The following is a 25,353-nucleotide window of genomic DNA, read 5'->3' on the forward strand; positions in this document are numbered from 1 at the left end:
AACTGACGCGTTGAAATCTCTGATTTCACGCAGCACTGGATGATCCGGGTTTTTCGCATGACGCTTTAACCGAGGTAAGCGCGCAATGCAGGCGGCGGGTTGTTCATCAGATCCGCCGCAGGTGCAGGCGCATGCGCGCGCCCTCCTTCGACAAAGATCACATCATCTGCAATCCGCGCGACGTCTTCCGGCGCATGTGTCACCATGAGCAGCGTCGCCCCCGTTTCGGTTGCCAGCTCTGCGACCAGATCAAGCATCTCATGTCGCAAGGCAGGACCAAGCGCGGCAAAGGGTTCATCCAACAGCACAAGCGGCTTATTCTGCACGAGAACGCGCGCCAGTGCCGCGCGGCTTTGTTGACCGCCTGACAAGGCCCCCGGCAGGCGCGCCTCAAACCCCGCGAGGCCAACCCGACTTATGGCGGCAGCAACATGGGCCTTGTCATCCGCGCTGAGCTTGAGGTTGGGGCGCAGGCCAAGGCTGACGTTTTGCGCAACACTCAGGTGTGGGAACAGGTTGTTGTCCTGAAACAGCATCGCGATGGGCCGATCACCGGGTGCCGCGTCGCTGACGTCCTTGTCCGCCAGATGGATACGCCCCCGGGCAAGCGGGATAAAGCCACTGATCGCGCCCAGTATCGTTGACTTTCCCGCACCAGAGGGCCCGATTACCGCAACTTTGCGCTCCTGTTGCACCGTGAAATCCGCGTCCAGCGCAAAGCTGCCTTGGGCGATTGATACGTTGTCAAGTACGAGCATACCAGCGCGCCCCCCTGTCAAAGCTCCAGAAAATGCCAAGTGCCATGGCCAGCAATATCAGCGCAGCACCCGCCGCCGCTTCGGTCTTATAGGCCCCCATCAGGCGATACATCTGCAAGGGCAGCGTTGTGCGATCCGGGTCCGAGAACAGTGCGATGACGCCAAGGTCCCCAATCGACAGTGCGCCCGTCAGCCCAGCGGCGAACCCGATCTGCGGCAGCGCACGCGGCAGGATCACCCAGCGCCACGTGGTCCACCCGGTCATGTTCAAGGTCATGCACAGCCGCCCATGCGATTGCAGCGCCTCGCGAATTCCCGGCACCATGATGCGCAGCGCAAAGGGCAGCGCCATCAGTGCATTGACCACTGCCGTTACCAAAAGCGACAGGCTGACAGGATCGGCAATCGGGTTGATCAGGATGAACCACCCGGTGCCGATCATCAAAGGCGATGCAGACAGTCCCAAAAGGCCGATGGCCTCAACACTGCCCCGCGCATGGATGGCGATCCAGCCGGCAAGAGGCAGCGCAACGGCCAGCAAAACGCATACGCTGATGCCAGCCACCCAGAGCGAGGTCAGCGCCGCGCGCCACACCGAGGCGGGCACCTCTGGCAGTCCGATCAGCCCCGACACCGCCACCGAAAACAGCGGCAGCAACAAAAACCCGGCGCCGAGCAGGATCGCGACGCCGTCCCCGAACCGTTGCAGACCGCCGCGCCCGTCCCATCGTTGCACAGGTCGGTCCATCCCGCCGGTCAGTGAAATCTGCGGGATGATCCAAAGCGCCAGCACGGCAGCGCCGCCCGCCAGAACAAGCTGGATCACCGACAGCAAAGCCGCCTTTGACAGATCAAAATCAAAACGGAACGCCTGATAGATGGCCAGTTCGATTGTCGTGGCGCGGGGACCGCCCCCCAGTGTCAGAGCAACCGCAAAACTCGTCAGACAAATCACAAAGATCAAGGCGGCCGCACCGGGCAGAATACGGATCAGCAGCGGCACCTCAATGGTGCGAAAGATAACCCATGGCGACAGGTTCAGTTGCGCGGCAAGGCGAAACCGCTCTGCCGGGATGCTCTGCCAGCCTTGCAGCAACAGGCGTGTGGCCAAGGGCAGGTTGAAGAACACATGGGCCAATACCACACCGTGTAAGCCATAGATCGACACCGGCGGCAAACCCAAGGTGCCAAAGGCGGCATTGACCCACCCATTGCGACCAAATACGGCCAGCAGACCCAGAACCGCGACGATGACCGGCAGGATAAAAGGCGCACCCAGCAAGGTGATCAGCATCTGACGTCCCGGCAGGTCACGCCGCGCCAGCGCACGGGCCAGCGGAATGGCCAGCACCACGGATATCGACGCGGACAGGACGGACTGCACAACGGTAAAGCGGATGGCTTGCCATTCCGCAGCCCCAAAGCCCGCGCTGGCTTCGGCCCGCAAACCGATGCCAAGAAACGCCAACAGGACCGCCGCGACCACCAAGGTGCCCGCAACGATCCCCGCGCGTCCGCTTATTGGCTGAGCGCTGCGCGCCATGTCTCAATGGCTTCTGCCTGAAGCGCGGTTGCATCGGCTTCGGAGTAAAACAGCACCTTGTCCGGCAGCGGCAATTGCGCCCAGCCTTCGGGCCACTGATCCTGCGGCAACGCAGATGGCAACGACCAGTTGGCCGCGGGGATGGAGGATTGAAAGCTCTGGCTCATCACATAGGCCATGAAGGCATCGGCCAGTTCAGGCTGATCCGTCGCTGCGATCTTGCCGACGGTTTCGACCATAAAATAGTGGCCCTCGGGGAAAATCGCGGCCTGTCTGGTGAAATCATCCTCCGCAAACATGTGGTAGGCGGGTGAGGTGGTGTAACTCAGCACCATGTCTGCTTCCCCATCGGTAAACATGCCGTAGCTGGCCGACCAGTCCTTGGTCACGGTCAGGATGTTCGGCGCCAGCTTTTCCCAGGCCGCGCCTGCGTCATCGCCAAAGACCGATTGCACCCAAAGCACCAGCGCCAGACCCGACAAAGACGTGCGCGGGTCCTGAATGACGATTTTTACATCATCGGGCATGTCCAGCATGGCCTCGAAACTCGCAGGCGGGTTGGCAACAGTGGTTTTGTTGTAAACGAACGCCGCATGCCCATAGTTGAATGGCAGGAACGTGTCATCCGTCCAATCAACCGGCAGTGTCAGCGCCCCGTTGTCCTGCCCGTGCGGTGCAAACAAGCCGGTCGCGCGTGCTTTGGATGTGACATCCGACGTCAGACCCATCACGACATCAGCCTTGGTTCGCGCGCCTTCCAACAGCAAACGCGGCACAAGATCACCGGTCGAAAACTGCAGATCGCACCCGCAAATCTCTTCAAACCCGGTTTCGATCATCGGGCCGGGCCCCCATTCGGAGGTAAAGTAATCGCCCGCGTAGACGGTAAGCACGGGCGTTTCAGCCGCAGCCTGCGAGGCCAACACGATGCTAGCAGTTATCAGAGTTCTTCGCATGATCTATCCTTTTCAAATGCGTCGAACGGCGAAAGAGGATGATATGCTCAACCTTCCCTCCGCCGGTTCTAACCGGTTCAGGTTCTACGGGTCCGCGCGCGTGCGCATCTCAGCCGGATTGGCCCCCCGAGGTAAGCAGGGACGTATTACGCGCGGCGGAGCTTGGCAAGCGATAAGGGCTTGAGGCGCTCGGTCTGCGCGGCTAAGCACCTGTGCTAAAGGAGCACCGCCGATGTCGATGAATTCATTTGGCCATCTTTTCCGTGTCACCACGTGGGGTGAAAGCCATGGCCCCGCCCTTGGCGCCACTGTGGATGGCTGCCCGCCCGGTGTCGCAATTGACGCGGGCAAAATTCAGCACTGGCTGGACAAACGCAAACCCGGGCAGAACAAATACACCACGCAACGACGCGAAGCGGATGAGGTCAAAATCCTCTCCGGTACCTTCGAAGGGGTGACGACCGGCACGCCGGTTCAACTGATGATCGAGAACACGGATCAACGGTCCAAGGATTACGGCGATATCAAGGATAAATTCCGCCCCGGCCATGCGGATATCACCTATTTTCAGAAATACGGCGTGCGTGATTATCGTGGTGGCGGCAGGTCCTCGGCGCGCGAAACAGCAGCGCGTGTAGCCGCCGGTGGGCTGGCGCGCGAGGCGATCAATGCCATCGCACCGGGGATCGACATCAAAGGTTACATGACGCGTATGGGCGCGCATGAAATCGACCGCTCCCGGTTCGACTGGGATCAGATCGACGCCAACCCCTTCTGGACGCCCGATGCGCAGGCGGCGGATGAGTGGGCAAACTACCTAGATGGGCTGCGCAAGTCGGGCAGTTCCGTAGGCGCGGTGATCGAAGTCGTCGCGCGTGGGGTCCCCGCAGGTCTGGGTGCGCCGATCTATGCCAAGCTGGACACGGATCTGGCCGCCGCGATGATGAGCATCAACGCCGTCAAAGGTGTCGAGATTGGCGAGGGTATGTCCGCCGCCATGCTGACCGGTGAATTGAACGCCGATGAAATTTCGATGGGACCGGATGGCCCAGAGTATTCATCGAACCATTCCGGCGGGATTCTGGGCGGTATCAGCACCGGGCAGGATGTTGTGGTGCGTTTTGCCGTCAAACCGACCTCAAGCATCCTGACCACGCGCAAGACGATCACCAAAAGCGGCGAAGACACCGAGATCATCACCAAGGGCCGCCATGATCCTTGTGTCGGCATTCGCGCCGTTCCCGTTGGTGAGGCAATGATGGCCTGCGTTTTGCTCGACCATCTGCTGCTCCACCGGGGGCAGGTTGGCGAAAATCAGGGTCATATCGGGTAGCAGCCATGCATTCAGCGCCGTGCCCGCGCGCTTGATCTTTGCAAGACGGGCGCGCACAGAAGGCTTATGGCAACCGATCTGACCCAAAACAAACCCGGCCGCGCAATCGCCCTGAAGCTCTGCGCGGTCTTTCTGTTTATGGTCATGGCGGCGCTGATCAAATCCGTATCACCCCATGTGCCACCCGGTCAGGCCGTGTTTTTCCGCTCCTTCTTTGCGCTGCCGGTGCTGGTGCTATGGTTGTGGCAACGGGGCCAGTTGCGGCAGGGGCTGGTGCCGTCCAATCTGATGGGTCACGTGTGGCGCGGTATTTTTGGCACATCGGCGATGGGGTTGACCTTTGCCGGGCTTGGTCTGTTGCCGCTGCCCGAAGTGACCGCCATCGGGTACGCGACGCCCCTCTTTGCCGTGCTCTTCGCCGCGATTTTCCTTGGTGAGCGCGTGCGCATCGTCAGATTGTCTGCGGTGGCATTGGGTCTGATCGGTGTCATGATCGTCATTGCGCCCCGCTTGTCCGTCGGCGCGGATGCCTTGACATCAGCGGCGACCGTGGGCGCGGTTCTGGTATTGATCGCCTCGATCCTGCGCGCGATGGTCCAGATCCATGTGCGTCGCCTTGTGCAGACCGACACGACGGCCTCCATCGTGTTTTACTTTTCCATCACCGCCTCGACACTGGGATTGCTCACGCTGCCGTTGGGATGGGTGACGGGGCTGGATGTGCTGACATGGACTGCACCCACGGCCTGGGTCATCTGGATGTTGATCCTGTCGGGCCTGATCGGCGGCATCGCACAGATCATGGTCACCGCCTCGTACCGTTTCGGCAGCGCGTCCATGCTGGCGCCTTTTGACTATGCCTCGATGATCTTTGCCAGCTTCATCGGATATATCGCCTTCGGCGAGTTGCCCACCGGACCCATCCTCATCGGCGCGAGCCTCGTGATCGCGGGTGGCGTCCTGATCATCTGGCGCGAAAGGCAACTCGGGCTGGACCGCAGCAAGTCCAAACCGAACGTCCCACCGTCCGGGACGCCCTGATCTTAGTAAATGGAGCAAAACAGCCCCTCATGTAGATTGCACTAAGGCACAAAAAAGGCGGCAATGACTACCGCCTTTTCAGTTTTTTTCTTTGTTGCCTCAGGCTTTCTTGCGCCGCTTCATGGCAAACATACCGCCCAACGCACCGATCATTAGAAATCCTGCCGCTGGCAGCGGTACTGGGGCAATATTCGTTCCGTCAGCTTCGACGAATACAAGCTGAACCTGTGTATCCTGGCCCTCGAACCACAAAAGTTCAATGTCATAGACGCCGGTGGTCTGTCCAAATGTAAAGAACTCCGCAGTGCCGCCGCTGATCAGTCCGCCGGGTGCTTGTCGATTTTCTTTGCGCGTGTTGAAACCGCCAATTGTAAGGTCATAGCCATCGTCGGACAGGATCGCGTAATCGGTACCCATCTCGAATAGAGCCGAGCCGGTGATCCGCATCAGAGTGCGCTCGATCGTCAACCCACTGGAACCGGATACAAGAGAGGCGCCGGTACCGTCGTTGCCATTCAGGAAGGTTTGAACGGTCATATCAGGGGTGCCGATATTCCAACCACTGCCGTTGTCTATATTGCCAACACCGAAATTGATGTCAGCCGTCGCATATATAGCATCGGCAGCGACAGGCGGGCCGAAAGCTTCGGCTGCGGTGAGATTATTGACAGTCGCGTTGCCCAGAATATCCCAGACTTCAACCTTGAAGGTGGCGGCAGATGCTGCTGACGCGAGCATACCCACTGCAGCCACGGCTGCAAAAATTGTCTTTTTCATTAATTTAGCTCCGTATGAAAGTTATCCCTAGGAAGCTGGTTGCAGCTCCTAGCGTAAAGGTTAACACAAAAAACCGAATTTTAAAACAATTTTAAGGTTTCGAACTTTCAAGCCAAAACATTAAACGCATGCTCAAAATTCAGTCATTCAGGCGAAAAATTTCCACCATTAATTGAATTTCGCGAAACGTCTGCTTCAGTTTTCTGCGCATCATTGAGATGATTACAACACGATAAGCGGCACCATCCTGTACGGAGCGTTCCAGTTCTAAAGTGACACATGTCGCCTTGAGCGTATTAGGTTGTTTTGAATCACACGCGCACCAGAGTTTCATAGCCTTGGGCGATGTCGCGGGTCAGGCTGCCGACCTCGAAATTATAGTCGCCGATTTTTCCAACGGGTGTGACCTCGGCTGCTGTGCCGGTCAGCCAGCATTGTTCAAACCCTTCAAGCTCCTCCGGCATGATATGCCGCTCATGCACTTTGACCTGACGGTCTTTGAGCATTCCGATTACGGTCTGGCGTGTGATCCCGTTCAGAAAACAATCGGGGTCAGGCGTGTGTACTTCGCCGTCCTTCACGAAAAAGATGTTGGCACCCGTCGCCTCGGCCACATAGCCACGATAGTCAAACATCATGGCATCCGAACATCCCTTGGCCTCTGCCGCGTGTTTTGACATGGTGCAGATCATGTAAAGACCGGCGGCCTTGGCATGGCTTGGGATGGTTTCAGGGCTGGGGCGTTTCCATTTGGAGATATCCAGCTTTGCGCCCTTCATCTTGGCGTCGCCGTAATAGGCACCCCATTCCCATGCCGCAATCGCGAGCCTGACCGGGTTGCGCGCGGAGGCGACCCCCATGTCTTCTCCAGCGCCGCGCCATGCGATGGCGCGCACATAGGCGTCCTGCAGCCCAGATTTTTCCAGCACCTCGACCTTGGCGGCTTCGATCTCGTCGATGGTATAGGGGATCTCGAAATCAATCATCTGAGCCGACCGCTTGAGGCGTTCGGAATGCTCGCGGCTTTTGAAAATCTTGCCGTTGTAGGCCCGCTCCCCCTCAAAGACGGATGATGCGTAATGCATGGCATGGGTCAGAATATGCACATTTGCATCGCGCCAATCTACCATCTGGCCATCCATCCAGATATGTCCGTCACGATCATTATAGGCACCCGCCATGGTTTTTCCTTCCGTGATTACCCATCGCATTTTTCATAAGTTGCGCCGATCGGTCCGCATCGGACATAAAATTGCGCAAAACCTGCGATTCGATATCGCTTCGCTCTTGGAATGTCAACAACACTGACATAAGCTGGGCTGGAACAAAAAAGAATATTTGAGGCATTCAATGGCAGATGGACGCGCAGGCTCCGCCCATCACGGCGAAAACCTTCTGTTTTTAACAGATGAGCAGCTGAGGCAGGGCATCGAGGCAATGTTCTTCGCTTATCGCGGCTTTACGGCCGACCCGGATCGGATATTGTCGGACATGGCCTACGGGCGGGCGCACCATCGGGCGATCCACTTTATCAACCGCGCACCGGGCACAACCGTCAACAACCTGCTCAACATTCTTGGCGTCACGAAACAATCGCTGAACCGTGTCTTGCGCACCTTGATCGAGGATGGTCTGGTTGAAAGCAGGGTCGGCAAAAATGACAAACGCGAACGCCATCTATTCCTGACCCCCGACGGGCGCGGCCTTGAGCAGAAATTGTCTGATGCTCAGCGGGCCCGGATGAGGATGGCATTTCGTGATGCGGGGCCAGATGCTGTGGCAGGCTTTCGCAGGGTACTGGAGGCCATGATGGATCGAGAAATGCGCTATGCTTATACCCGACTGAAGGATAGCGGACCATGAGTGACTTTGATGCACATTTGCTGATTGTTGACGACGACGAACGCATTCGCACCCTGCTGCAGAAATTTCTGGTGCGGAATGGTTTTCTGGTCACTGCCGCGCGCGATGCCGCCCATGCAAGGCGCATTCTGTCGGGGCTGGATTTCGATCTGATCGTTCTGGATGTGATGATGCCGGGCGAAGACGGTCTGGCCTTTACCCGTGCCCTGCGCGAGACAAACGCAGTGCCGATCCTGTTGCTCACCGCCAAGGGTGATACGGACAACCGGATCGAAGGACTGGAAGCGGGCGCGGATGATTACCTGCCCAAACCGTTTGAACCCAAAGAGCTTTTGCTGCGGATCAATGCCATTTTGCGACGTGTGCCAGAGGTGCAGGAAGATGTGACCGCCCCCAAGGTTCTGTCGCTCGGCCCCATCCGCTATGATCTGGAGCGGGGCGAATTATGGCAGGGCGAGGACCTCGTCCGGCTGACGGCGACCGAGATGCACCTGATGAAAATATTTTCGGCCAGTTGTAACGAGGCGATCAGCCGCGCGAAACTGGTCGAAGAACTGGGCCGTGACCGTGGGCAGGCACAGGAACGCGCCGTTGATGTGCAGATCACACGGCTGCGGCGCAAGATCGAAAGTGACCCGAAACAACCACGCTATCTGCAAACCGTGCGCGGGGCTGGGTATATGCTTGCACCGGATTGACGACCGACAGTGATTTCACCGCATTGCCGGTCTGGCACCTGCCTGAATTTATGACTACTGTTGGCGCAGACACGCATGCAGGATACCGATGCCATGACAGACACACCCGTCACCGAGATGAGTTTTGAACAAGCCATGAGCGAGCTTGAAAAAGTACTTGGCCAGTTGGAGCGGGGCGATGTGGCCTTGGATGAGAGCATCGCGCTTTATGAACGCGGTGCAGCACTGAAAAAGCGGTGCGAGGAAAAGCTGAAAGAAGCAGAGGAAAAGGTCGCGGCCATCACGCTGGATGCAGATGGCGCGCCCACCGGTACAAAGCCTGTCACGGGCCTCTGACACATGTTTTCGCAACGGCTTGAAGCTGCGGGCGCTGCTGTTCAGGCGCATTTTGACAAGGTACTGGCTGAGTTTGAACCGCTCCCGATTGTTGAGGCCATGGCGCATGCCACCAGCGGGGGCAAACGCCTGCGGGGTTTTCTGGTGTTGGAAACGGCCCGGCTGCATGACATAGCGGCAGGCGAAGCCATCTGGTCCGCCACGGCCATTGAGGCCCTGCATGCCTATAGTCTGGTCCATGATGACCTGCCCTGCATGGATGATGACGACATGCGGCGCGGTCAGCCAACCGTGCATAAGAAATGGGACGACGCCACAGCTGTGCTGGCCGGCGATGCCCTTCAGACGCTGGCCTTTGAACTGGTCACGCACCCGGGTGCCAGTGCATCCACCGAGGTGCGGGCAGATCTCGCCCTCAGCCTTGCGCGCGCGAGCGGGGCACAGGGGATGGTCCTGGGGCAAGCGCTTGATATTGCAGCTGAAACCGCACAGACCCCCCTATCTCTGGATGAAATAACGCGGCTGCAGCAGGGCAAGACCGGTGCGTTGATTGGATGGTCGGCACAGGCGGGTGCGCGGCTGGCACAGGCGGATACGGCGGCGCTGAAACGCTATGCGCAGGCCCTTGGCCTTGCCTTTCAGATCGCTGATGACATCCTCGACGTGACAGGCGACAGCGCGCAGGTTGGCAAAGCCGTGGGCAAGGATGCCAGCGCGGGCAAGGCGACTTTCGTATCACTTTTGGGTCTGGACGCAGCGCGCACGCGCGCCATGTCGCTGATTGACGAGGCCTGCGACAGCCTGGCGACTTACGGCGCCAGAGCTGACACCCTAAAAGACACCGCGCGCTTCGTGGTGCGACGCACACATTAGGGAACGACAATGACAGACACGCCCAAAACCCCGCTTTTGGATCTGGTGCACCGCCCCGCCGACATGAAGGGCCTGTCAGACCGGCAGCTGGTGCAGTTGGCAGACGAGCTGCGCCGCGAAACCGTTTCAGCGGTTTCGGTGACGGGTGGGCATCTGGGCGCAGGCCTCGGTGTGGTGGAACTCACGGTCGCGCTTCATGCGGTGTTCGACACGCCCCGCGACAAGATAATCTGGGACGTTGGGCATCAGTGTTATCCGCATAAAATCCTGACGGGTCGGCGCGACCGCATCCGCACCCTGCGCATGAAAGGGGGCCTCAGCGGGTTCACCAAACGCAGTGAATCCCCCTATGATCCTTTCGGTGCCGCCCATAGTTCCACGTCGATTTCGGCGGCTTTAGGATTTGCCGTGGCGCGTGATCTTGGCGGTGTCGTGCCAGAAGGTCTTGGGGACGCCATTGCCGTCATTGGCGACGGGTCGATGTCCGCAGGCATGGCCTATGAAGCGATGAACAACGCGGGTCATCTGAAAAAACGCATGATCGTGATCCTGAACGATAATGAGATGTCGATTGCTCCGCCCACCGGTGCGATGTCGTCTTATCTCAGCCGTCTCTATTCGGGCGAACCCTTTCAGGATTTCAAAGCGGCGGCCAAAGGGGCGGTGAGCCTGCTGCCGGAACCGTTCCGCGAAGGGGCTAAAAGGGCCAAGGATATGCTCAAGGGGATGGCCGTTGGCGGCACCCTGTTCGAAGAGCTTGGGTTTTCCTACATCGGCCCGATTGACGGGCATGATCTGGACCAGCTTTTGCCGCTTCTGCGCACTGTCAAAGCACGCGCGACCGGGCCGATCATGATCCACGCGCTGACCAAGAAGGGCAAAGGCTATGCGCCCGCCGAAACCGCCCGAGACAAGGGGCACGCCACCGCGAAATTCGACGTACTGACCGGGCAGCAAACCAAGGCCCCGTCAAATGCGCCCAGCTACACCAAAGTCTTTGCGCAAAGCCTGCTCGAAGAAGCAATGAAAGACGACAAAATTTGTGCCGTAACGGCTGCGATGCCGGACGGCACGGGGTTGAACCTCTTTGCGGAACGCTACCCCAGCCGCTGTTTTGACGTCGGTATTGCCGAACAACATGGGGTGACCTTTTCGGCGGCGCTGGCCGCGGGCGGGATGAAGCCGTTCTGCGCGATGTATTCGACATTCCTGCAACGGGGCTACGATCAGGTTGTGCATGACGTTGCGATCCAGCGCCTGCCCGTGCGCTTTGCGATTGATCGCGCAGGGTTGGTCGGGGCGGATGGCGCGACGCATGCAGGGTCCTTTGACATCGCCTATCTGGCCAACCTGCCCGGTTTCGTTGTGATGGCCGCAGCCGATGAAGCAGAACTGAAGCATATGGTTGCCACCGCTGTTGCGCATGATGATGGGCCAATCGCGTTCCGCTTTCCACGCGGCGAAGGCAATGGCGTCGATATGCCGGAAGTTGGCGAAGTGCTGGAAATCGGCAAGGGCCGGATCATCACAGAGGGAGCGCGCGTCGCGATCCTGTCCTTTGGCACCCGTCTGGCAGAGGTTCAAAAGGCAGGCGAAGCACTGGCGGCCCGCGGCATCACGCCGACAATTGCAGATGCACGGTTCGCCAAACCGCTCGACCGGGACATGATCCTTGATCTGGCCGTCAACCATGAGGCCCTGATCACCGTCGAAGAAGGGGCCATCGGCGGTTTTGGCAGCCATGTGGCGCAGTTGCTATCGGATGAAGGGGTGTTTGATACCGGCTTCAAATTCCGCTCAATGGTGCTGCCCGATATCTTTATCGACCAGTCCAGCCCAGCGGACATGTACGCTGTTGCGGGCATGAACGCGGCGGATATCGAAACCAAAGTGCTGTCGGTTTTGGGCATTGCCCAGATCGGTGAGGCGCGCGCCTAAAGCGTCATGCGAAAAACCTGAATCACGTAACGCTGCCTGAAATCAAGGGGTTAAACGCTTTACGTGATACTTGATGTTTCAGGTATCTCGTCAGACGCTCTAAAGCAGACTGTCCGGCATCTTTTGCTCCGCCGCCGTGTTGGCGCGCCGGAAAGCCAGCGTGACCAATGTGGCGACAATCACGATAAACAGGGAATAGAGCACGGGCACCGCAGTGACGGCCTGTTGCTCAGCTCCCGAAAAGGTGAAAACGATAATCGCAATCGCCAAGGGTCCGTTCTGAATACCCGTTTCCAAGGCGACGGTGCGCGCATTTCTCGGGTGCAGACGCAGCGCGCGCGCAAAGATATACCCGATAGTGATCCCGAAAACACCCAATGCGATGGATGCGAAATAGGTCGCCGCGCTGGTTTCCAGCAGGAATTGCCAATTGCGCGGTATCCAGCTGACGATGAGGAACAGAATAAAGAACAGCGCCAGAGCAGAGCCGAAAAACTCCGTCACAGCCCCGACATTCGCGCTGATCTTGCGCAGCACCATGCCGATTGCCACGGGAACGAGCAGCAGGACCAAAGTGGCGATGATGTTTTCGCGCGGAATCTCAAGATCAAGCGCCGTTGCGTAAACCAGCAACACAATCGGGATCATGATCACGCCTGTCACGGTCGACGTTACCGTCATCAAGACCGAGAGCGCCAGATTACCTTTAGAGAAATAGGTGAAGATGTTCGACGTTGTGCCCCCCGGCATGCAGGACATGATCAATATGCCAATCGCAATAGCGGGCGGGACATTCAGCAGGGTCGCCAGCAAAAAGCCGATCAGGGGCATAAACCCATATTGCGCGATCACGCCGATGGCGAGGCCATAGGGTCGCCGCAAGGCCAGATAAAAATCGCGCGGCGTCAGCGACGCCCCCATCCCCAGCATGATCACGAAAATCATCAACGCGAGGATCGCCTGTTCAAATGCTCCGACCATGCCCGTTACTCCTGCGCCTGATGCGCGATCTCGGTCGCGCGCAGGTCTTTTCTGAGGATTTTTCCGACGTTGGATTTCGGCAGTTCATCGCGAAACTCGACCCGTCTGGGGATTTTATAGGCGGTCAGATGCGCCTTGCAATGGCTGCGGATGTCAGCCTCCGACAGGCTGGGGTCTCGTCTGACGATAAAGGCTTTGACCGCCTCCCCGGTTGCGTCATCGGGGACGCCGATCACCGCCGCCTCAACAATCGCAGGATGGGTTGCGAGGCATTCCTCGATCTCATTGGGGTAGACGTTGAAACCGGACACCACCACCATGTCCTTTTTGCGGTCCACGATGGTGAAATAGCCATCGGCATCCATGACGCCGATGTCGCCGGTCAGGAACCAGCCGTCTTTCATCGCCGCCGCGGTTTCCTCGGGCTTGTTCCAATAGCCGGCCATGATCTGCGGCCCCTTCGCTGCAATCTCTCCGGATTGGCCGACGGGGACTTCGTGGCCGTCATCATCAAGGCAGGCCACCAAGGTGGACGGCACAGGCACGCCGATGGTGCCACTGCGCTTTTTACCCAAGGGCTCAAAGGTCAAGGCGGGTGATGTTTCGGTCAGGCCATACCCCTGAACCACTGGTTTTCCGGTAATCTCCTGCCAGCGTTCTTCGACCGCCGTTTGCAGCGCCATACCGCCAGCAGAGGCGAATTTCAGATGTTTGGGCGGGCTGTCCGTGAACCAGACCTCATTCGTCAAGCCGTTGAACAGGGTGTTCACACCGCTCATCCACGTGATCTTGTAGTTCTCCATCGCGCGTTTCAGGCTGGCCAGCGGGCGCGGGTTCGGGATCAGGATGTTGCGCGCGCCCAGCCAGTAAAACCCGAGCAAATTTACCGTGAAGGCAAAGATGTGATACATCGGCAGGGCTGTCAGGGCGACCTCTTTGCCCTTCTCCACGCCGGAGATTAGCTCCATCACCTGTTCCATGTTCATGATCAGATTGGCATGGGTCAGCATCGCGCCCTTGGCCACGCCGGTCGTCCCACCGGTGTATTGCAGACAGGCGATGTCGTCAGGCTGCACATTGCGCCGATAGGCATAAACCTCGATCTTTTCGGACTGCATATGCACCCGACCCGCCGCAATCGCATCGGGCAAACGAATATGCGGCACTTCAATGGGTTTCACCGATTTGTCCCAGTGCTTTTGCACCAGCCCGATGATCCACTTTGGCAGGGTCGGCAAAAACTCCGCGACCCGCGTAACGATGATATTCGGGATCGGATGACCGCGCGTCGCTTGCGGGATTTTGTCGGCGAACATATCCACGATGATCAGGGCGTGGGGTTCTGCATCGATAAACTGCTTTGCCATTTCATCCGCTGTGTACAGTGGGTTCACATTGACCAGAACACACCCCGCTTTCAGGATCCCAAAGGCCGCGATTGGAAAGCTGAGGCAATTGGGCATCTGCAACGCGACGCGATCACCCTGCTGCAACCCGGCGACCTCGCGCAGGTACACCGCAAAGGCGTCGGACATCTGGTCCACCTGCTCAAACGTCAAAGTTCCGTTCATGCCGTTGGGCATGCAGGCGGTGAAGGCAGGGGCCTTGCCATAGGTATTGGCGACGGAATGCACCAGATCGCCAATGGTTCGGTACGATGCCTCGGGCAGGTCCGGACGCACGTCCACACCATAAAATGCCGTCCATGGCCGCTCATGCGCAGTCATCGAATCCTCCTCCCCAAGAAATCCTTGAAAAGGACGTACCCGCAGGACGACCCCTTGTCGAATACGACCCTACGGCCAATCCGCAGTTTCGCAGGCTTTGCAGTAATTTCCGTGCATCTGTGCAAAGTTAAACAGGATATATGCGTATTTCGCGCTTATTTGCACAAAACAAGATGCTATCTAGGCACCAACGCAAACACATTCAGGAGACTGACATGGATAAGAAACGCATGAACGGCCTGCATCACGTCACTGCAATCAGTGGCCCCCCGCAGGCAAATGCAGACTTTTTTACCAAGGTCATGCAACAGCGTCTGGTGAAAAAGACCGTCAATTTTGACGATCCGGGCACGTATCATTTGTACTACGGCAACGAAACGGCTGATCCCGGCACGATCCTGACGTTCTTCCCCTTTGTAAACGCCGGTCCCGGGCGCGCCGGTCCCGGTATGGCGTCTGCCTATGCATACGCTGTGGGTCAGCGCGGGTTTGATACCTGGATGGAACGTCTGGCGCTTGAGGCCATCGATTTTGATGGCCCCGCGGATCGGTTTGGCAGCAGGGTTATCAAAGTTTCGGACCCGGATGGGGCCAAGGTCGAACTTGTTGAAGTAGAAGGCGATGACGGGCCCACGCTGGACGGCTTTCATTCTGTGACTTTGCAACTGGACGATATGGAGCCGACACAGCGGTTGCTGACGGACATCATGGGCTATGACGAGGTCGCGCATGAAACCAAGAACGGCGAAGAGCGTCTGCGTTTGCAACTGCCCGGCGACGTGCGTGGCGGCGTTGTTGATCTGATGCGCTCGGATGTACCTTCCATCGGGCGTCAGGGTGCGGGCAGCATCCATCACGTGGCCTTTCGCGCGCTGGATGACGAGGATCAATTGGATTGGCGCGAACGCTTGGTGAGCGCGGGCATGGACGTCACACCCGTGATCGACCGGCAGTATTTCAACGCGATCTATTTTCGCGAACCCGGCGGTGTCCTTTTCGAAATTGCAACGGACCCACCCGGGTTTACCCGCGATGAAGACCTCGCGCATCTGGGTCAGTCCCTGCAGCTGCCCGCACGATACGAAAGCGCGCGCGACCGGATCGAGCGGACCCTGCCCCCGCTTGTGGCCTGAGGGGAGCGCGATGCTACACGCCGGGCAGAACCCTCGGGCGGCGTCCTTTGGCCTCGTGCTGTTGCACGGGCGCGGGGCCGGGGCGTCGGATATCATCGGTTTGGGCGAAGCTTTGGCTTTGCCCGACCTTGCCTTGATCGCGCCCGAAGCGCCAGGGCGGTCATGGTGGCCAACGAGCTTTCTCGCACCCTCAGATCAAATGGAACCCTATGCGCAGGCCGGTCTGTCGCAGGTCGACGCCGCCATCAGAACCCTGAGCGAAAGTGGCCTGCCCCGAAAACGGATCGGGGTGCTCGGCTTCAGTCAGGGTGCTTGTCTGGCCGCTGAATATCTGGCGCGGCGCGGCACGGGGTTGGGCTTTGGGTTTATACTGTCAGGTGGCCTGATCGGAACAGCGGATGCGGACACAGGTCCTAATGCCGCGCTGTACGGGTTTGGCGACAAAGTCTTGAACTACGATACCAATCTGTCAGGCACGCAGATCGACATGAGCTGCCACGCAGAGGATCCGCATATTCCCCACCGGCGCTTTGCGGATAGTGCGGCGCGCTTGCAAAAGGCCAGAGCGAACGTTTCGGCGCGGACCAAACCGGGTCAGGGCCATGGGATCGACGAAGCCGATATCGCCAAAGTGCGTAAACTGCTGAATGTGACAGCGGCGTGAATCAGACGCCGATATACCGCGTGCTGATCTCTGGCGTGAGGTCGCTCATGGCACCGGACCAGACAGTCGTTCCGCGTTCCAGTATGGTTGCACGTTCGCAAATGCGTGACAGCTCACCAAGCGATTTGTCGATCAGGATAATCGACATGCCCGTGGAGCGTTTCAGTTCCGTGAGGGCCGCCCATATCTCTTGCCGCACAAGGGGTGCCAAGCCTTCGGTTGCCTCATCCAGAATGAGCAGCCGGGGGTTTGTCATCAGGGCGCGCGCGATCGCCACCATCTGTTGCTCGCCACCCGAAAGCGTTGCGGCTTTTTGGTCCTTGCGTTCTGCAAGCCGGGGAAACAGTTCTGCAACCGTCTCGAATGTCCAGTGACCGGGGCGTGCAGCCGCAGACAGGTTTTCCGACACCGTCAGTGACGAAAAACAGCGCCGCCCCTCAGGCACCAGACCGATGCCCAGCCGCGCGGCGCGATGGCTGGGCAAGCGCGACAGATCTTGCCCATCAAACTGCAATGTGCCGCGTGTCGGCACCATCCTGCAAATCGCCTTGACGGTGGTGCTTTTGCCCATCCCGTTGCGCCCCATCAGCGCCATGACCTCACCCGGCTGCAAACTCAGATCAACACCGAAAAGCGCGGGGCTGACCCCGTAAGATGCCTCAACATTGCGCAGCGTCAAAAGCGTCATGCTTCACCGCCCAAGTAAGCGTCGCGTACGGCTTTGCTGGCGCGTATCTCTGCCACGGTCCCGGTCTCGATCACCTTACCATAGACCAGAACGCTGATCCGGTCGGCCAGCGCAAAAACCGCATCCATGTCATGCTCGACCAGTAGAATGGGCGCATCCGCGCGCAGACTGTCCAGAAAGCCGGTCAATTGCCTGGACCCTTCCGACCCCAGCCCCGCCATGGGTTCATCCATCACAAAGGCTTTGGGTTGCAGGCTCAGCGCGACGGCGACCTCAAGCTGGCGGCGCTGCCCGTGGCTGAGTTCCGCAGTGCGTTTGGCACGGGCATCCGTCAGGCCAACACGCGCCAACGCGGCCTCGGCTCTGTCACGCAGCGCGTCATCTTTCAAGGCGGGTCGCAGGAATTGCCATGGGCGACCCATCGCCCCCAATGCGCCCAGCATGACATTTTGCAACACGCTGTCTTCCATCGCGAGCGCGGAGATCTGAAACGTGCGCCCAAGCCCTGCCCGCGCGCGCAGCCGCGTCGCTTCCTGCGTCACGTCTCGACCCAGAAATTCGATGCGCCCGCGATCAGGCGTCAGCCCACCGCAGATCTGCGCAATCAACGTGGATTTCCCCGCGCCATTGGGTCCGATCACCGCATGGATTTCACCCGCGCGCAGATCAAGCGTGACATCATCGGTTGCGGTCAACGCGCCGAAACTCTTGCTGAGGTTATGGGTGGCAAGTACAGGGTCAGTCATGCAGCTGCCCCCGCCCGCACAACAGACCGATGATCCCGCCACGGGCGAACAAGACGATTACCAGCAAAAGCGCCCCGAGATAGATATGCCAGTAGTTGCTGAGGCCACCGAGTATGTGTTCAAGCATGACAAACAACACCGCGCCAACCACCGGACCAAAGAGCCGCGCAACACCGCCGAGGATGACAAAAATCATTATCTCACCGGACATCTGCCAGCTGAACATCGTCGGGCTGACAAAGCGGTTGAGGTCAGCAAAAAGCGCGCCCGCCAAACCCGTGATCACGCCCGAAATCACAAAGGCGACCAACTTGAGGCGCACAGGGTCCATCCCCACGGTCTCAACCCGGGTCGGCACCTGACGCGCGGCGTTCAATGCAAGCCCAAAGGGTGATTTGATCAGCCGCGCATTGATAAAAAGCACGATGCACAGGATCACGAAACACAGGGCGAAAAAGTGGATCGGGACCAATGTGTTCAGCCCCGGAAAATCGTTCCTGACGTAGATGGATAGTCCATCCTCGCCGCCGTATTCCGCCCACGAAATGGCGAAATAGTAGAACATCTGCCCAAAGGCGAGGGTGATCATGATGAAATACACACCCGCCGTGCGCAGCGACAAAAGCCCGATCACGAGGGCCGCGACACCTGCGCTGATCATCGCCACCAGCCAGATCACAGGCATGGATTTTGTGCCCTCAATCAGGAACGGCCATTCCATCACGGGTGTGAATGTCTGCGCATGATGGGCAAGGATACCCATCGCATAGCCGCCCAGACCAAAGAACACCGCATGCCCGAGGCTCACCAGACCACCCCAACCCAGTGCGATGTTGAGACCAACAGCCGCCAGTGCGAAGATCACCGCGCGCGTGGCCAGCGTGATTGTGAAGGGTTCATCCACCAGCAGCGCCCAGATCGGCACGGCGCACAGGCCGATCAGCACGACACTATTGACCCCACGTTCAGAAATCACGCGCGCGCCCCATATAGCCCCGTGGGTCGCCAGATCAGCACGGCGCCCATCAAAATGTAAATCGCCATGGAGGCCAACGCCGACCCCGCCGACGTGGCAGTGGAAGCATCGGTAAAGAGCTTGAACAGCTCAGGCAGGAAAATACCGCCCAACGTGTCCGTCAGGCCCACCAGCAAAGCACCGACAAATGCCCCCTTGATAGAGCCGATACCCCCGATCACGATGACCACAAACGCGAGGATCAGCACGGGTTCGCCCATGCCGACCTGCACGGATTGGATCGCCCCGACCAGTGCGCCCGCCAGCCCGGCCAACGCCGCGCCAAGTGCAAACACCAGCGTGTAAAGACGCGAGATATCCACCCCGAGGGCCGCGATCATCTCGCGGTCATTCTCGCCCGCCCTGATCTGAACACCGATGCGCGTGCGGTTAATGAGCAACGCAAGCCCCAACCCCACGCCAAGCCCCACGGCAATCAGAACAAGCCGGTAAAGCGGATATTGAATGCCACCCGGCAGGGACACAGGCCCCGACACGGCATCAGGAATATCCAAAAACAGCGGAAAAGAACCGAAGACCCACCGCGTTCCTTCTGAAAAGATCAGGATCAGCGCAAAGGTGGCCAGCACCTGATCAAGGTGATCCGTGGCGTAAAGCCTGCGGATGACAACGGTTTCGATCAAGACGCCCGCCATCGCAGCAGCGGCCATCGCGGCGATCAGTGCAAGCAGGAACGACCCCGTCAGCCCGGCCACAGCCGCCGCCGCAAAAGCCCCGATCATATAGAGCGATCCGTGCGCAAGGTTGATCAGCCCCATAACGCCAAAGATCAGCGTCAGGCCAGCCGCCATCAAAAACAGCATTACGCCGAATTGCAGACCGTTCAGGACCTGTTCAATGATCAGAATTGTGGACATGGTTATTTATACCGGTCCGGGTGCAAGGTCACACCCGGACCAAGGCGTTGCTTACATCTTGCACTCAGCCGCATAGGCATCTGCATGGTCTTCAAGGGCGACGCCGATGATCTTGTTGGTAAAGACATCGCCTTCCTTGATGACCTCGCGGGCATAGATATCCTGAATGGGGTGGTGGTTGGGCCCAAAGGCAAAGTCACCGCGTGTGCTGTCGAAGTCCGCCGCCTTGAGTGCTGCGCGGAAGGCATCCGCATCCGCAGGGCTGGCCGTTGCGAGCGCAGAGATCAGCAGGTTTGCCGTGTCAAACCCTTGGCTGGCATAGAGTGACGGCAAACGCCCGTATTCCGCCTGAAATGTCTCGACAAAGGCGGCATTGGTCGGGTTGTCGATGTCCTTGCTCCACTGCGATGTGTTCACCACACCAAGGGCTGCATCACCAACGGCCTGCAGGATGCCCTGATCAAAGGAAAACGCAGGACCAACCACAGGGATATCAATGCCACTGTCGGCATATTGCTTGAGGAATGAAATCCCCATGCCACCGGGCAGGAAAAAGAACACGGAATCCGCCCCGGACGCGCGGATTTGCGCAATCTCGGCGGCGTAATCGGTTTGACCCAGTTTGGTGAACAACTCCCCAGCCAATTCACCGCCAAAGGTCCGCTTGTAGCCCGTCAGCGCATCCTGACCGGCGGGATAGTTTGGAGCGAGGATAAAGCTGTTGGAATAGCCCGCAGAAGTGGCATAGGCACCAGCGGCCTCGTGCAGGTTATCGTTTTGCCACGCGACGTTGAAATAGTTCGGATGGCATCCCTTACCCGCCAGTGCGGATGGACCCGCATTGGGCGACAGGTAAAACTTGCCCTGTGCGACAGTCGCCGGGACGACGGCCATGGCGAGGTTCGACCAGATGATACCGGTCATTACATCGACCTTCTCGGACTGGATCATCTTGTCGGCCAGTTGCACGGCGATATCGGGTTTGCGCTGATCGTCTTCGATCACGACCTCGATGTCGTCACGGCCCGACTGTTTCACCGCGAGCATGAAGCCGTCGCGCACGTCGATACCAAGCCCGGCGCCGCCCCCCGAAAGGGTCGTGATCATGCCGACCTTGACGCCTTCTGCCGATACGCTGCCTGCCATTGCAGCCAATGCCGCAGACAGAATGAGTGATTTCACCTTCATCTTGATTTCCCCTGTTTTTCCCGGGTGGTTTTTGGTCGTCTGACGCATCGCATCCACCCCTGCAACTGCGTCGATTGTTCATATCCCGCAAGACTTGAGCAGAAACAACAGGGATTTGCCAGCCACCGCAGGACAGAATTGGCCAAAAACTGCGCGCACGACTGCGAACGTGAGATGAAACTGCGTGCACCGACCCCATCCTGCCATGCACACACGTTTCCCAAGAACACGTCATATCCAGATATTCAAAGGTCGCACACAGGCTTGTCTTGCGTTTCTATTCGCGTAAAGATTGCAGGGATGGCGGCCTCTGAGAACGGGCCTTAATTGGGAACCGGGTGCAAGACCCGGACTGCCCCCGCAACTGTAAGCAGCGAAAACGGCCAGAGCGCCAAAAGCTGCAAGTCAGGATACCAACCATCATTCTGCAACTGCCGGAACATTCCGGCCATATAAATGCGTCGGGTGGACGCGAAAGGAAGTAAACATGCATATCGAACCGGGCGTCATGGACGGCGCAAAAATGGTACTGGCCTATGGGACGGCGGCTGCTGCTGCGGGCTATTCCCTCAAACTGATCAATGATGATCTTAAGACCCATTCGGTGGTCTCCTTTGCCCTGCGCTCCGTGATTGCCGCGATCGGGGTGTTTATCTTCTTTGAGATCTTTCCGCATTTCGCGGTCGGTATCTCGGAAGTGCACATCATTCTGGGCACGACGCTGTTTCTGCTGCTTGGGTCCGGTCCCGCCGCGCTTGGCCTGGCGGGCGGTCTGGCGATCCAAGGATTGTTTTTCGCACCTTCCGATGTGCCGATGTATTTCGTCAATGTCTCGACGCTGCTGTTCCCACTGTTTGCGGTGGACGCGCTGGCCAAACGGGTCATTCCACAGACAACGGCCTATGTCGATCTGCGCTATATGGATGTGCTGAAAATGTCGGCTGTCTATCAGGGCGGCGTTGTCGCCTGGGTGGCCTTCTGGGCGATCTACGGGCAAGGCGTCGGGGCCGACAACCTCTCGGCGGTGACAAGCTTTGGCGTGGCCTATCTGCTGGTCATCCTGATCGAACCCTTGGCCGATCTGGCAGCGCTTGCCGGTGCCAAGGGCCTGCGCGCAATGACCGACCGGGGTATCTTTACGCACCGTCTGCATAACGCGGCCACATAACAATGCCTTTGGACCGTGGCGCAACGGCGCGCCGCGGTCCCTTCTCTGCACTGACCTGTTGCACGGTTTCTATCCATGTTCAGAAATGGCCAGCAACCCAAGTGCCGCGATGGTTGGGGCATCCTTGATCTGCCCAGCGCGGATCATGTCATGTATCGCCTCAAGACTGAACGACGCGGTCTGCATATCCTGTTCTTCTTTGTCGCGATTTACGCGCCCCTCTTGCAGCCCAGTTGCCAGAAACGCGTGAAATCCCTGATTTGAAAACCCACATGCTTCGAAAAGATGCCCCAATCTCGTGAGGGAGTGTGCAAGATAACCAGTCTCCTCCTCCAACTCGGCAAGGGCGACCTTTTCCGGGTCCGTGCCCGGCTTGGTTTCCCATGACCCTTGCGGAAATTCCCAATAACGCCCGCCCACCGGATAGCGAAACTGCTGCACCAGCTGAAACCGCCCATCTGCATGCTGCGGGACAATCAGGACAAAGTCATCCTTGTCAACGACGCCGTAAATCCCGTTTGATCCATCAGGGAAAGTCACCACATCTTCATGGACTTTCATCCATCTGTTTTCATAAACGGTGCGGCGTGACTGCCTTTTTATATCACTCATCGCAACACTCCCCTTCAGGTGCATATGCCATATCTTGAACCGGCCCTGCGGGCAGTGATTTGAAATCCGGCACACTCAGGTCTTTCCAATAGATCACACCCGCGATTTGATCCTGCCCGACGCGGCAGCCCACATGCAACGTCAAACGATAGCGTGATCGCCAATTGCAATTTCACCGCCTCATGGTAGGCAAAGTCTGATCACACCTGACCCGGAGCCATCCATGGATTTGCATGCTGACTTTTCGCAACGTGTTGTTGTTCATTCCAACAAGGTTGAGTGGCACCCCTCTCCGATGCCCGGTGTTGACCGGCGAATGCTGGACCGGATCGGGGGTGAGGTCGCGCGCGCCACGACAATCGTGCGGTACGCGCCCAACAGCCGCTTTTCGGAACATACCCATACCGGCGGCGAAGAATTCATTGTCCTGGACGGGGTGTTTTCCGACGAGCACGGCGATTTCCCGGCGGGGTCTTACGTGCGCAACCCGCCGACATCGGCCCACTCCCCTCATTCCGACGCAGGCTGCACGATCTTTGTGAAACTATGGCAATTCCAGCCGGACGATCGCACCCATGTCGTCGTCGACATGAACAAAATGGAATTTATCCCCGATGCGACCCGCGCGGGGGTGGGCGTCATGACCCTGTTCCACGACGATCAGGAAACGGTGCGCGCAGAAAAATGGGCCGCAGGCACTGCAGTTTCGATGGACTTGCCGGATGGTGGCGAGTTTCTGGTGCTGGAGGGCAGCATGACCGAGGGCGGCGATCAGTTGCAACAGGGATCATGGCTGCGCCTGCCCTGCGCAAGTACCCTGAACGCCACAGCGGGCCCGAAAGGCGTGCGCCTCTGGGCCAAACTGCGCCACATCCAACACGCAAAGCCCCCGGCCCCGTGACACCTCGGCATCGCGCCGATGTTGTGATCGTTGGCGGCGGCATTGCCGGGCTTTACCTCGCGGAACAGCTGCATCAGGCGGGCCGCGATTATCTGCTGATTGAAAGTCGGGACAGGCTGGGCGGTCGGGTGCTGAGTGAAACGGTCAACGGTGCCGCCTATGACCTTGGTCCGGCGTGGTTCTGGGCGGGCCAGCCGCGCATTGCAAGTCTGATATCACGCTTTGACCTGCCGGTTTTTGAACAATACGCGCAGGGTGAATTCCGCTTTGAGGATGCGCAGGGTCGCATACAGCAAGGGCGCGGCGCAGCGTCCACGCAGGGTTCATTTCGAATTGACGGCGGTATGGGCACGCTTTGCACTGCGCTCGCGGGTCAGATTGATCCGTCGCACATCCTGCTGAACACCAAAGTGCAGCATCTGTCGCGATCAGATGGCGACATCCTCATAGGCTGCGAGGCAGGCGCAGAGATCCAAGCGCGGTCCATGGTTCTGGCGATACCGCCGCGCGTCGCCGCATTCCTTGATTTCTCCCCTGCTCTGCCCACAGCGGCGACAAAAACGATGGCCGCTATTCCGACATGGATGGCAAGCCAAGCGAAAGCCGTCATTTTATACGATGCGCCGTTCTGGCGTGACATGGGGCTGTCTGGTGATGCGATGAGCCACAAGGGACCGATGGTGGAGATCCACGACGCAAGCACCGCCACGGGCAGTGGCGCAGCCCTTTTTGGTTTCATCGGTGTGCCCCCGGACCGCCGCGATCAGCAGGTGCTCAATTCAGCTATTGTTGATCAGCTCATCCGCCTTTTTGGATCACGAGCCGCATCCGCGAATGCGGTTCTGATCAAGGATTGGGCAGCTGACACCAACACCGCGACACCGGCGGACCACGCGCCACTGACAACACATCCGCAATACGGCCTTCCCCCTGCACTTGCCGGGCTTTGGGATGGCAGGTTGATCTTTGGAGGAACCGAGTTCGCCGCCACGTTTGGCGGATACCTCGAGGGCGCATTGGAAGCTGCGGATGCCGCTTTGGTTGAAAGCATGCTACACTGACCATAACTGGCATGCACGGCCCCGCAACAAGGATCATGGAATGCAAAAGCTCAAGATATCTGCCGCTGATCTGGTCAGCGCCGCCCGCGCGCGGATCAAGGAGATCGAAACCCCCGACCTGATCGCCATGATGCATGACCCGGATGTGGTGATCGTCGATATTCGGGATCCGCGTGAAAGAGAGCGGTCCGGCTTTATCCCCGGCAGCTATCACGCGCCGCGCGGCATGATCGAGTTCTGGGTCGATCCTGAAAGCCCGTATTTCAAGGACATCTTTGGCCAGTCCAAGACCTATGTGTTCCACTGCGCGTCGGGCTGGCGCTCCGCACTGACGGTCGCGCAGTTGCAGGACATGGGGTTTGACGCCGCCCATCTGCGGGAGGGGTTTTCCACATGGGAGAAGCAGGGCGGGCCGGTCGCCTTTGCCGATAAGAAAGATTGACCGAACGATGGATTGCCAGGCATGGTCCGGCAA

Annotated in this window: 26 protein-coding genes and 2 riboswitches; of the genes, 13 read left to right on the plus strand and 13 right to left on the minus strand. The window is 58.7% G+C overall.

Features of this window, described 5'->3' with window-relative positions; genetic code table 11:
- Positions 1–65 precede the first annotated feature (65 nt).
- The 3 genes from thiQ to K5Q35_RS05965 are packed head-to-tail and all read right to left on the minus strand — an operon-like array spanning position 66 to position 3,257.
- Positions 66–758: a thiamine ABC transporter ATP-binding protein gene (gene thiQ, locus K5Q35_RS05955; protein ID WP_220798856.1), complete on the minus strand. Its 693-nt coding sequence runs from the start codon at positions 756–758 to the stop codon at positions 66–68.
- Positions 745–2,301 (minus strand): thiamine/thiamine pyrophosphate ABC transporter permease ThiP, encoded by a 1,557-nt coding sequence (locus K5Q35_RS05960; protein ID WP_220798857.1) that lies wholly within the window; start codon positions 2,299–2,301, stop codon positions 745–747. Before K5Q35_RS05960 ends, thiQ begins: the two co-directional genes overlap by 14 nt.
- A complete protein-coding gene (locus K5Q35_RS05965) occupies positions 2,277–3,257 on the minus strand; it encodes a thiamine ABC transporter substrate binding subunit (RefSeq protein WP_220798858.1) in 981 nt (326 codons plus the stop codon). The genes K5Q35_RS05960 and K5Q35_RS05965 overlap by 25 nt, the downstream gene beginning before the upstream one ends.
- A gap of 37 nt (positions 3,258–3,294) precedes the next feature.
- Positions 3,295–3,396: riboswitch (TPP riboswitch) on the minus strand.
- Positions 3,397–3,489: 93 nt separating this feature from the next.
- On the opposite strand from K5Q35_RS05965, the gene aroC reads away from it, so the two are divergent.
- Positions 3,490–4,590, plus strand: coding sequence for a chorismate synthase (gene aroC / locus K5Q35_RS05970; RefSeq protein WP_013963825.1), 1,101 nt, complete (start codon positions 3,490–3,492; stop codon positions 4,588–4,590).
- 66 nt (positions 4,591–4,656) lie between these two features.
- A complete protein-coding gene (locus K5Q35_RS05975; RefSeq protein WP_220798859.1) occupies positions 4,657–5,631 on the plus strand; it encodes a DMT family transporter in 975 nt (324 codons plus the stop codon).
- Positions 5,632–5,730: 99 nt separating this feature from the next.
- Here the strand turns inward: K5Q35_RS05975 and K5Q35_RS05980 are convergent, their stop codons facing one another.
- Positions 5,731–6,408, minus strand: a complete 678-nt coding sequence (locus K5Q35_RS05980; RefSeq protein WP_259650478.1) for a VPLPA-CTERM sorting domain-containing protein — start codon at positions 6,406–6,408, stop codon at positions 5,731–5,733.
- A 311-nt stretch (positions 6,409–6,719) separates the two neighbouring features.
- Positions 6,720–7,589, minus strand: a complete 870-nt coding sequence (locus K5Q35_RS05985; RefSeq protein WP_220798860.1) for a branched-chain amino acid aminotransferase — start codon at positions 7,587–7,589, stop codon at positions 6,720–6,722.
- Between the two features lie 169 nt (positions 7,590–7,758).
- Between K5Q35_RS05985 and K5Q35_RS05990 the strand changes: the two genes are divergently transcribed.
- The 5 genes from K5Q35_RS05990 to dxs all read left to right on the plus strand — a co-directional run bounded on the left by K5Q35_RS05990 (position 7,759) and on the right by dxs (position 12,116).
- Positions 7,759–8,271: a MarR family winged helix-turn-helix transcriptional regulator gene (locus tag K5Q35_RS05990; protein WP_013963830.1), complete on the plus strand. Its 513-nt coding sequence runs from the start codon at positions 7,759–7,761 to the stop codon at positions 8,269–8,271.
- A complete protein-coding gene (locus K5Q35_RS05995; RefSeq protein ID WP_220798861.1) occupies positions 8,268–8,969 on the plus strand; it encodes a response regulator in 702 nt (233 codons plus the stop codon). The genes K5Q35_RS05990 and K5Q35_RS05995 overlap by 4 nt, the downstream gene beginning before the upstream one ends.
- A gap of 93 nt (positions 8,970–9,062) precedes the next feature.
- Entirely contained in the window at positions 9,063–9,305 is a 243-nt protein-coding gene (locus tag K5Q35_RS06000; protein ID WP_013963832.1) for an exodeoxyribonuclease VII small subunit, read from the plus strand.
- Positions 9,306–9,308: 3 nt separating this feature from the next.
- Positions 9,309–10,178 (plus strand): polyprenyl synthetase family protein, encoded by an 870-nt coding sequence (locus tag K5Q35_RS06005; RefSeq protein ID WP_220798862.1) that lies wholly within the window; start codon positions 9,309–9,311, stop codon positions 10,176–10,178.
- A gap of 9 nt (positions 10,179–10,187) precedes the next feature.
- Positions 10,188–12,116 carry a 1-deoxy-D-xylulose-5-phosphate synthase gene (dxs, locus tag K5Q35_RS06010; protein WP_013963834.1) on the plus strand — a complete coding sequence of 643 codons (1,929 nt, stop codon included), beginning with the start codon at positions 10,188–10,190 and terminating at the stop codon, positions 12,114–12,116.
- Positions 12,117–12,215: 99 nt separating this feature from the next.
- On the opposite strand, the gene K5Q35_RS06015 is transcribed toward dxs, so the two are convergent.
- Entirely contained in the window at positions 12,216–13,097 is an 882-nt protein-coding gene (locus K5Q35_RS06015; protein ID WP_220798863.1) for a bile acid:sodium symporter, read from the minus strand.
- Between the two features lie 5 nt (positions 13,098–13,102).
- Complete coding sequence (locus tag K5Q35_RS06020) at positions 13,103–14,824, minus strand: AMP-binding protein (RefSeq protein ID WP_220798864.1); 1,722 nt, start codon at positions 14,822–14,824, stop codon at positions 13,103–13,105.
- A gap of 215 nt (positions 14,825–15,039) precedes the next feature.
- Between K5Q35_RS06020 and K5Q35_RS06025 the strand changes: the two genes are divergently transcribed.
- Positions 15,040–15,957, plus strand: coding sequence for a ring-cleaving dioxygenase (locus K5Q35_RS06025; protein WP_220798865.1), 918 nt, complete (start codon positions 15,040–15,042; stop codon positions 15,955–15,957).
- Between the two features lie 10 nt (positions 15,958–15,967).
- A complete protein-coding gene (locus tag K5Q35_RS06030; RefSeq protein ID WP_220798866.1) occupies positions 15,968–16,621 on the plus strand; it encodes an alpha/beta hydrolase in 654 nt (217 codons plus the stop codon).
- Between the two features lies 1 nt (position 16,622).
- Here the strand turns inward: K5Q35_RS06030 and K5Q35_RS06035 are convergent, their stop codons facing one another.
- From K5Q35_RS06035 to K5Q35_RS06055, 5 genes are read right to left on the minus strand one after another with little or no spacing between them, the layout of a single operon-like run.
- Complete coding sequence (locus tag K5Q35_RS06035) at positions 16,623–17,309, minus strand: ABC transporter ATP-binding protein (RefSeq protein WP_220798867.1); 687 nt, start codon at positions 17,307–17,309, stop codon at positions 16,623–16,625.
- Positions 17,306–18,055 (minus strand): ABC transporter ATP-binding protein, encoded by a 750-nt coding sequence (locus K5Q35_RS06040; RefSeq protein ID WP_220798868.1) that lies wholly within the window; start codon positions 18,053–18,055, stop codon positions 17,306–17,308. Before K5Q35_RS06040 ends, K5Q35_RS06035 begins: the two co-directional genes overlap by 4 nt.
- Entirely contained in the window at positions 18,048–19,031 is a 984-nt protein-coding gene (locus K5Q35_RS06045; RefSeq protein WP_220798869.1) for a branched-chain amino acid ABC transporter permease, read from the minus strand. The genes K5Q35_RS06040 and K5Q35_RS06045 overlap by 8 nt, the downstream gene beginning before the upstream one ends.
- Entirely contained in the window at positions 19,028–19,948 is a 921-nt protein-coding gene (locus tag K5Q35_RS06050; RefSeq protein WP_013963842.1) for a branched-chain amino acid ABC transporter permease, read from the minus strand. Before K5Q35_RS06050 ends, K5Q35_RS06045 begins: the two co-directional genes overlap by 4 nt.
- A 51-nt stretch (positions 19,949–19,999) precedes the next feature.
- Positions 20,000–21,136: an ABC transporter substrate-binding protein gene (locus K5Q35_RS06055; protein WP_220798870.1), complete on the minus strand. Its 1,137-nt coding sequence runs from the start codon at positions 21,134–21,136 to the stop codon at positions 20,000–20,002.
- Between the two features lie 284 nt (positions 21,137–21,420).
- Positions 21,421–21,573: riboswitch (cobalamin riboswitch) on the plus strand.
- Positions 21,574–21,623: 50 nt separating this feature from the next.
- Here K5Q35_RS06055 and K5Q35_RS06060 point away from each other — a divergent pair.
- Complete coding sequence (locus K5Q35_RS06060; RefSeq protein WP_220798871.1) at positions 21,624–22,304, plus strand: energy-coupling factor ABC transporter permease; 681 nt, start codon at positions 21,624–21,626, stop codon at positions 22,302–22,304.
- A 69-nt stretch (positions 22,305–22,373) separates the two neighbouring features.
- On the opposite strand, the gene K5Q35_RS06065 is transcribed toward K5Q35_RS06060, so the two are convergent.
- Complete coding sequence (locus tag K5Q35_RS06065) at positions 22,374–22,916, minus strand: NUDIX hydrolase (protein WP_220798872.1); 543 nt, start codon at positions 22,914–22,916, stop codon at positions 22,374–22,376.
- A gap of 223 nt (positions 22,917–23,139) precedes the next feature.
- Here K5Q35_RS06065 and K5Q35_RS06070 point away from each other — a divergent pair, with 223 nt between their 5' ends.
- From K5Q35_RS06070 to K5Q35_RS06080, 3 genes are read left to right on the plus strand one after another with little or no spacing between them, the layout of a single operon-like run.
- Positions 23,140–23,817: a cupin domain-containing protein gene (locus K5Q35_RS06070; RefSeq protein WP_220798873.1), complete on the plus strand. Its 678-nt coding sequence runs from the start codon at positions 23,140–23,142 to the stop codon at positions 23,815–23,817.
- Complete coding sequence (locus K5Q35_RS06075; RefSeq protein WP_220798874.1) at positions 23,814–24,878, plus strand: FAD-dependent oxidoreductase; 1,065 nt, start codon at positions 23,814–23,816, stop codon at positions 24,876–24,878. Before K5Q35_RS06070 ends, K5Q35_RS06075 begins: the two co-directional genes overlap by 4 nt.
- Before the next feature lie 40 nt (positions 24,879–24,918).
- Positions 24,919–25,320 carry a rhodanese-like domain-containing protein gene (locus K5Q35_RS06080; RefSeq protein ID WP_220798875.1) on the plus strand — a complete coding sequence of 134 codons (402 nt, stop codon included), beginning with the start codon at positions 24,919–24,921 and terminating at the stop codon, positions 25,318–25,320.
- Positions 25,321–25,353: the final 33 nt, after the last annotated feature.

It is taken from the genome of Roseobacter sp. OBYS 0001, assembly GCF_019654895.1.
Taxonomy (GTDB): domain Bacteria; phylum Pseudomonadota; class Alphaproteobacteria; order Rhodobacterales; family Rhodobacteraceae; genus Roseobacter; species Roseobacter litoralis.

Bases quoted from the DNA above. Each gene is read 5' to 3' on its own strand.
- K5Q35_RS05990 (WP_013963830.1), top strand. From the start codon at position 7,759: ATGGCAGATGGACGCGCAGGCTCCGCCCATCACGGCGAAAACCTTCTG.
- K5Q35_RS06035 (WP_220798867.1), bottom strand. From the start codon at position 17,309: ATGACGCTTTTGACGCTGCGCAATGTTGAGGCATCTTACGGGGTCAGC.
- K5Q35_RS06050 (WP_013963842.1), bottom strand. From the start codon at position 19,948: ATGTCCACAATTCTGATCATTGAACAGGTCCTGAACGGTCTGCAATTC.
- K5Q35_RS06005 (WP_220798862.1), top strand. From the start codon at position 9,309: ATGTTTTCGCAACGGCTTGAAGCTGCGGGCGCTGCTGTTCAGGCGCAT.
- K5Q35_RS05960 (WP_220798857.1), bottom strand. From the start codon at position 2,301: ATGGCGCGCAGCGCTCAGCCAATAAGCGGACGCGCGGGGATCGTTGCG.
- K5Q35_RS05965 (WP_220798858.1), bottom strand. From the start codon at position 3,257: ATGCGAAGAACTCTGATAACTGCTAGCATCGTGTTGGCCTCGCAGGCT.
- K5Q35_RS06065 (WP_220798872.1), bottom strand. From the start codon at position 22,916: ATGAGTGATATAAAAAGGCAGTCACGCCGCACCGTTTATGAAAACAGA.
- K5Q35_RS05980 (WP_259650478.1), bottom strand. From the start codon at position 6,408: ATGAAAAAGACAATTTTTGCAGCCGTGGCTGCAGTGGGTATGCTCGCG.
- K5Q35_RS06080 (WP_220798875.1), top strand. From the start codon at position 24,919: ATGCAAAAGCTCAAGATATCTGCCGCTGATCTGGTCAGCGCCGCCCGC.
- K5Q35_RS06000 (WP_013963832.1), top strand. From the start codon at position 9,063: ATGACAGACACACCCGTCACCGAGATGAGTTTTGAACAAGCCATGAGC.
- K5Q35_RS06025 (WP_220798865.1), top strand. From the start codon at position 15,040: ATGGATAAGAAACGCATGAACGGCCTGCATCACGTCACTGCAATCAGT.
- K5Q35_RS06030 (WP_220798866.1), top strand. From the start codon at position 15,968: ATGCTACACGCCGGGCAGAACCCTCGGGCGGCGTCCTTTGGCCTCGTG.
- K5Q35_RS05975 (WP_220798859.1), top strand. From the start codon at position 4,657: ATGGCAACCGATCTGACCCAAAACAAACCCGGCCGCGCAATCGCCCTG.
- K5Q35_RS06020 (WP_220798864.1), bottom strand. From the start codon at position 14,824: ATGACTGCGCATGAGCGGCCATGGACGGCATTTTATGGTGTGGACGTG.
- K5Q35_RS06070 (WP_220798873.1), top strand. From the start codon at position 23,140: ATGGATTTGCATGCTGACTTTTCGCAACGTGTTGTTGTTCATTCCAAC.
- K5Q35_RS06015 (WP_220798863.1), bottom strand. From the start codon at position 13,097: ATGGTCGGAGCATTTGAACAGGCGATCCTCGCGTTGATGATTTTCGTG.
- dxs (WP_013963834.1), top strand. From the start codon at position 10,188: ATGACAGACACGCCCAAAACCCCGCTTTTGGATCTGGTGCACCGCCCC.
- aroC (WP_013963825.1), top strand. From the start codon at position 3,490: ATGTCGATGAATTCATTTGGCCATCTTTTCCGTGTCACCACGTGGGGT.
- K5Q35_RS06040 (WP_220798868.1), bottom strand. From the start codon at position 18,055: ATGACTGACCCTGTACTTGCCACCCATAACCTCAGCAAGAGTTTCGGC.
- K5Q35_RS05995 (WP_220798861.1), top strand. From the start codon at position 8,268: ATGAGTGACTTTGATGCACATTTGCTGATTGTTGACGACGACGAACGC.
- K5Q35_RS06060 (WP_220798871.1), top strand. From the start codon at position 21,624: ATGCATATCGAACCGGGCGTCATGGACGGCGCAAAAATGGTACTGGCC.
- K5Q35_RS06055 (WP_220798870.1), bottom strand. From the start codon at position 21,136: ATGAAGGTGAAATCACTCATTCTGTCTGCGGCATTGGCTGCAATGGCA.
- thiQ (WP_220798856.1), bottom strand. From the start codon at position 758: ATGCTCGTACTTGACAACGTATCAATCGCCCAAGGCAGCTTTGCGCTG.
- K5Q35_RS05985 (WP_220798860.1), bottom strand. From the start codon at position 7,589: ATGGCGGGTGCCTATAATGATCGTGACGGACATATCTGGATGGATGGC.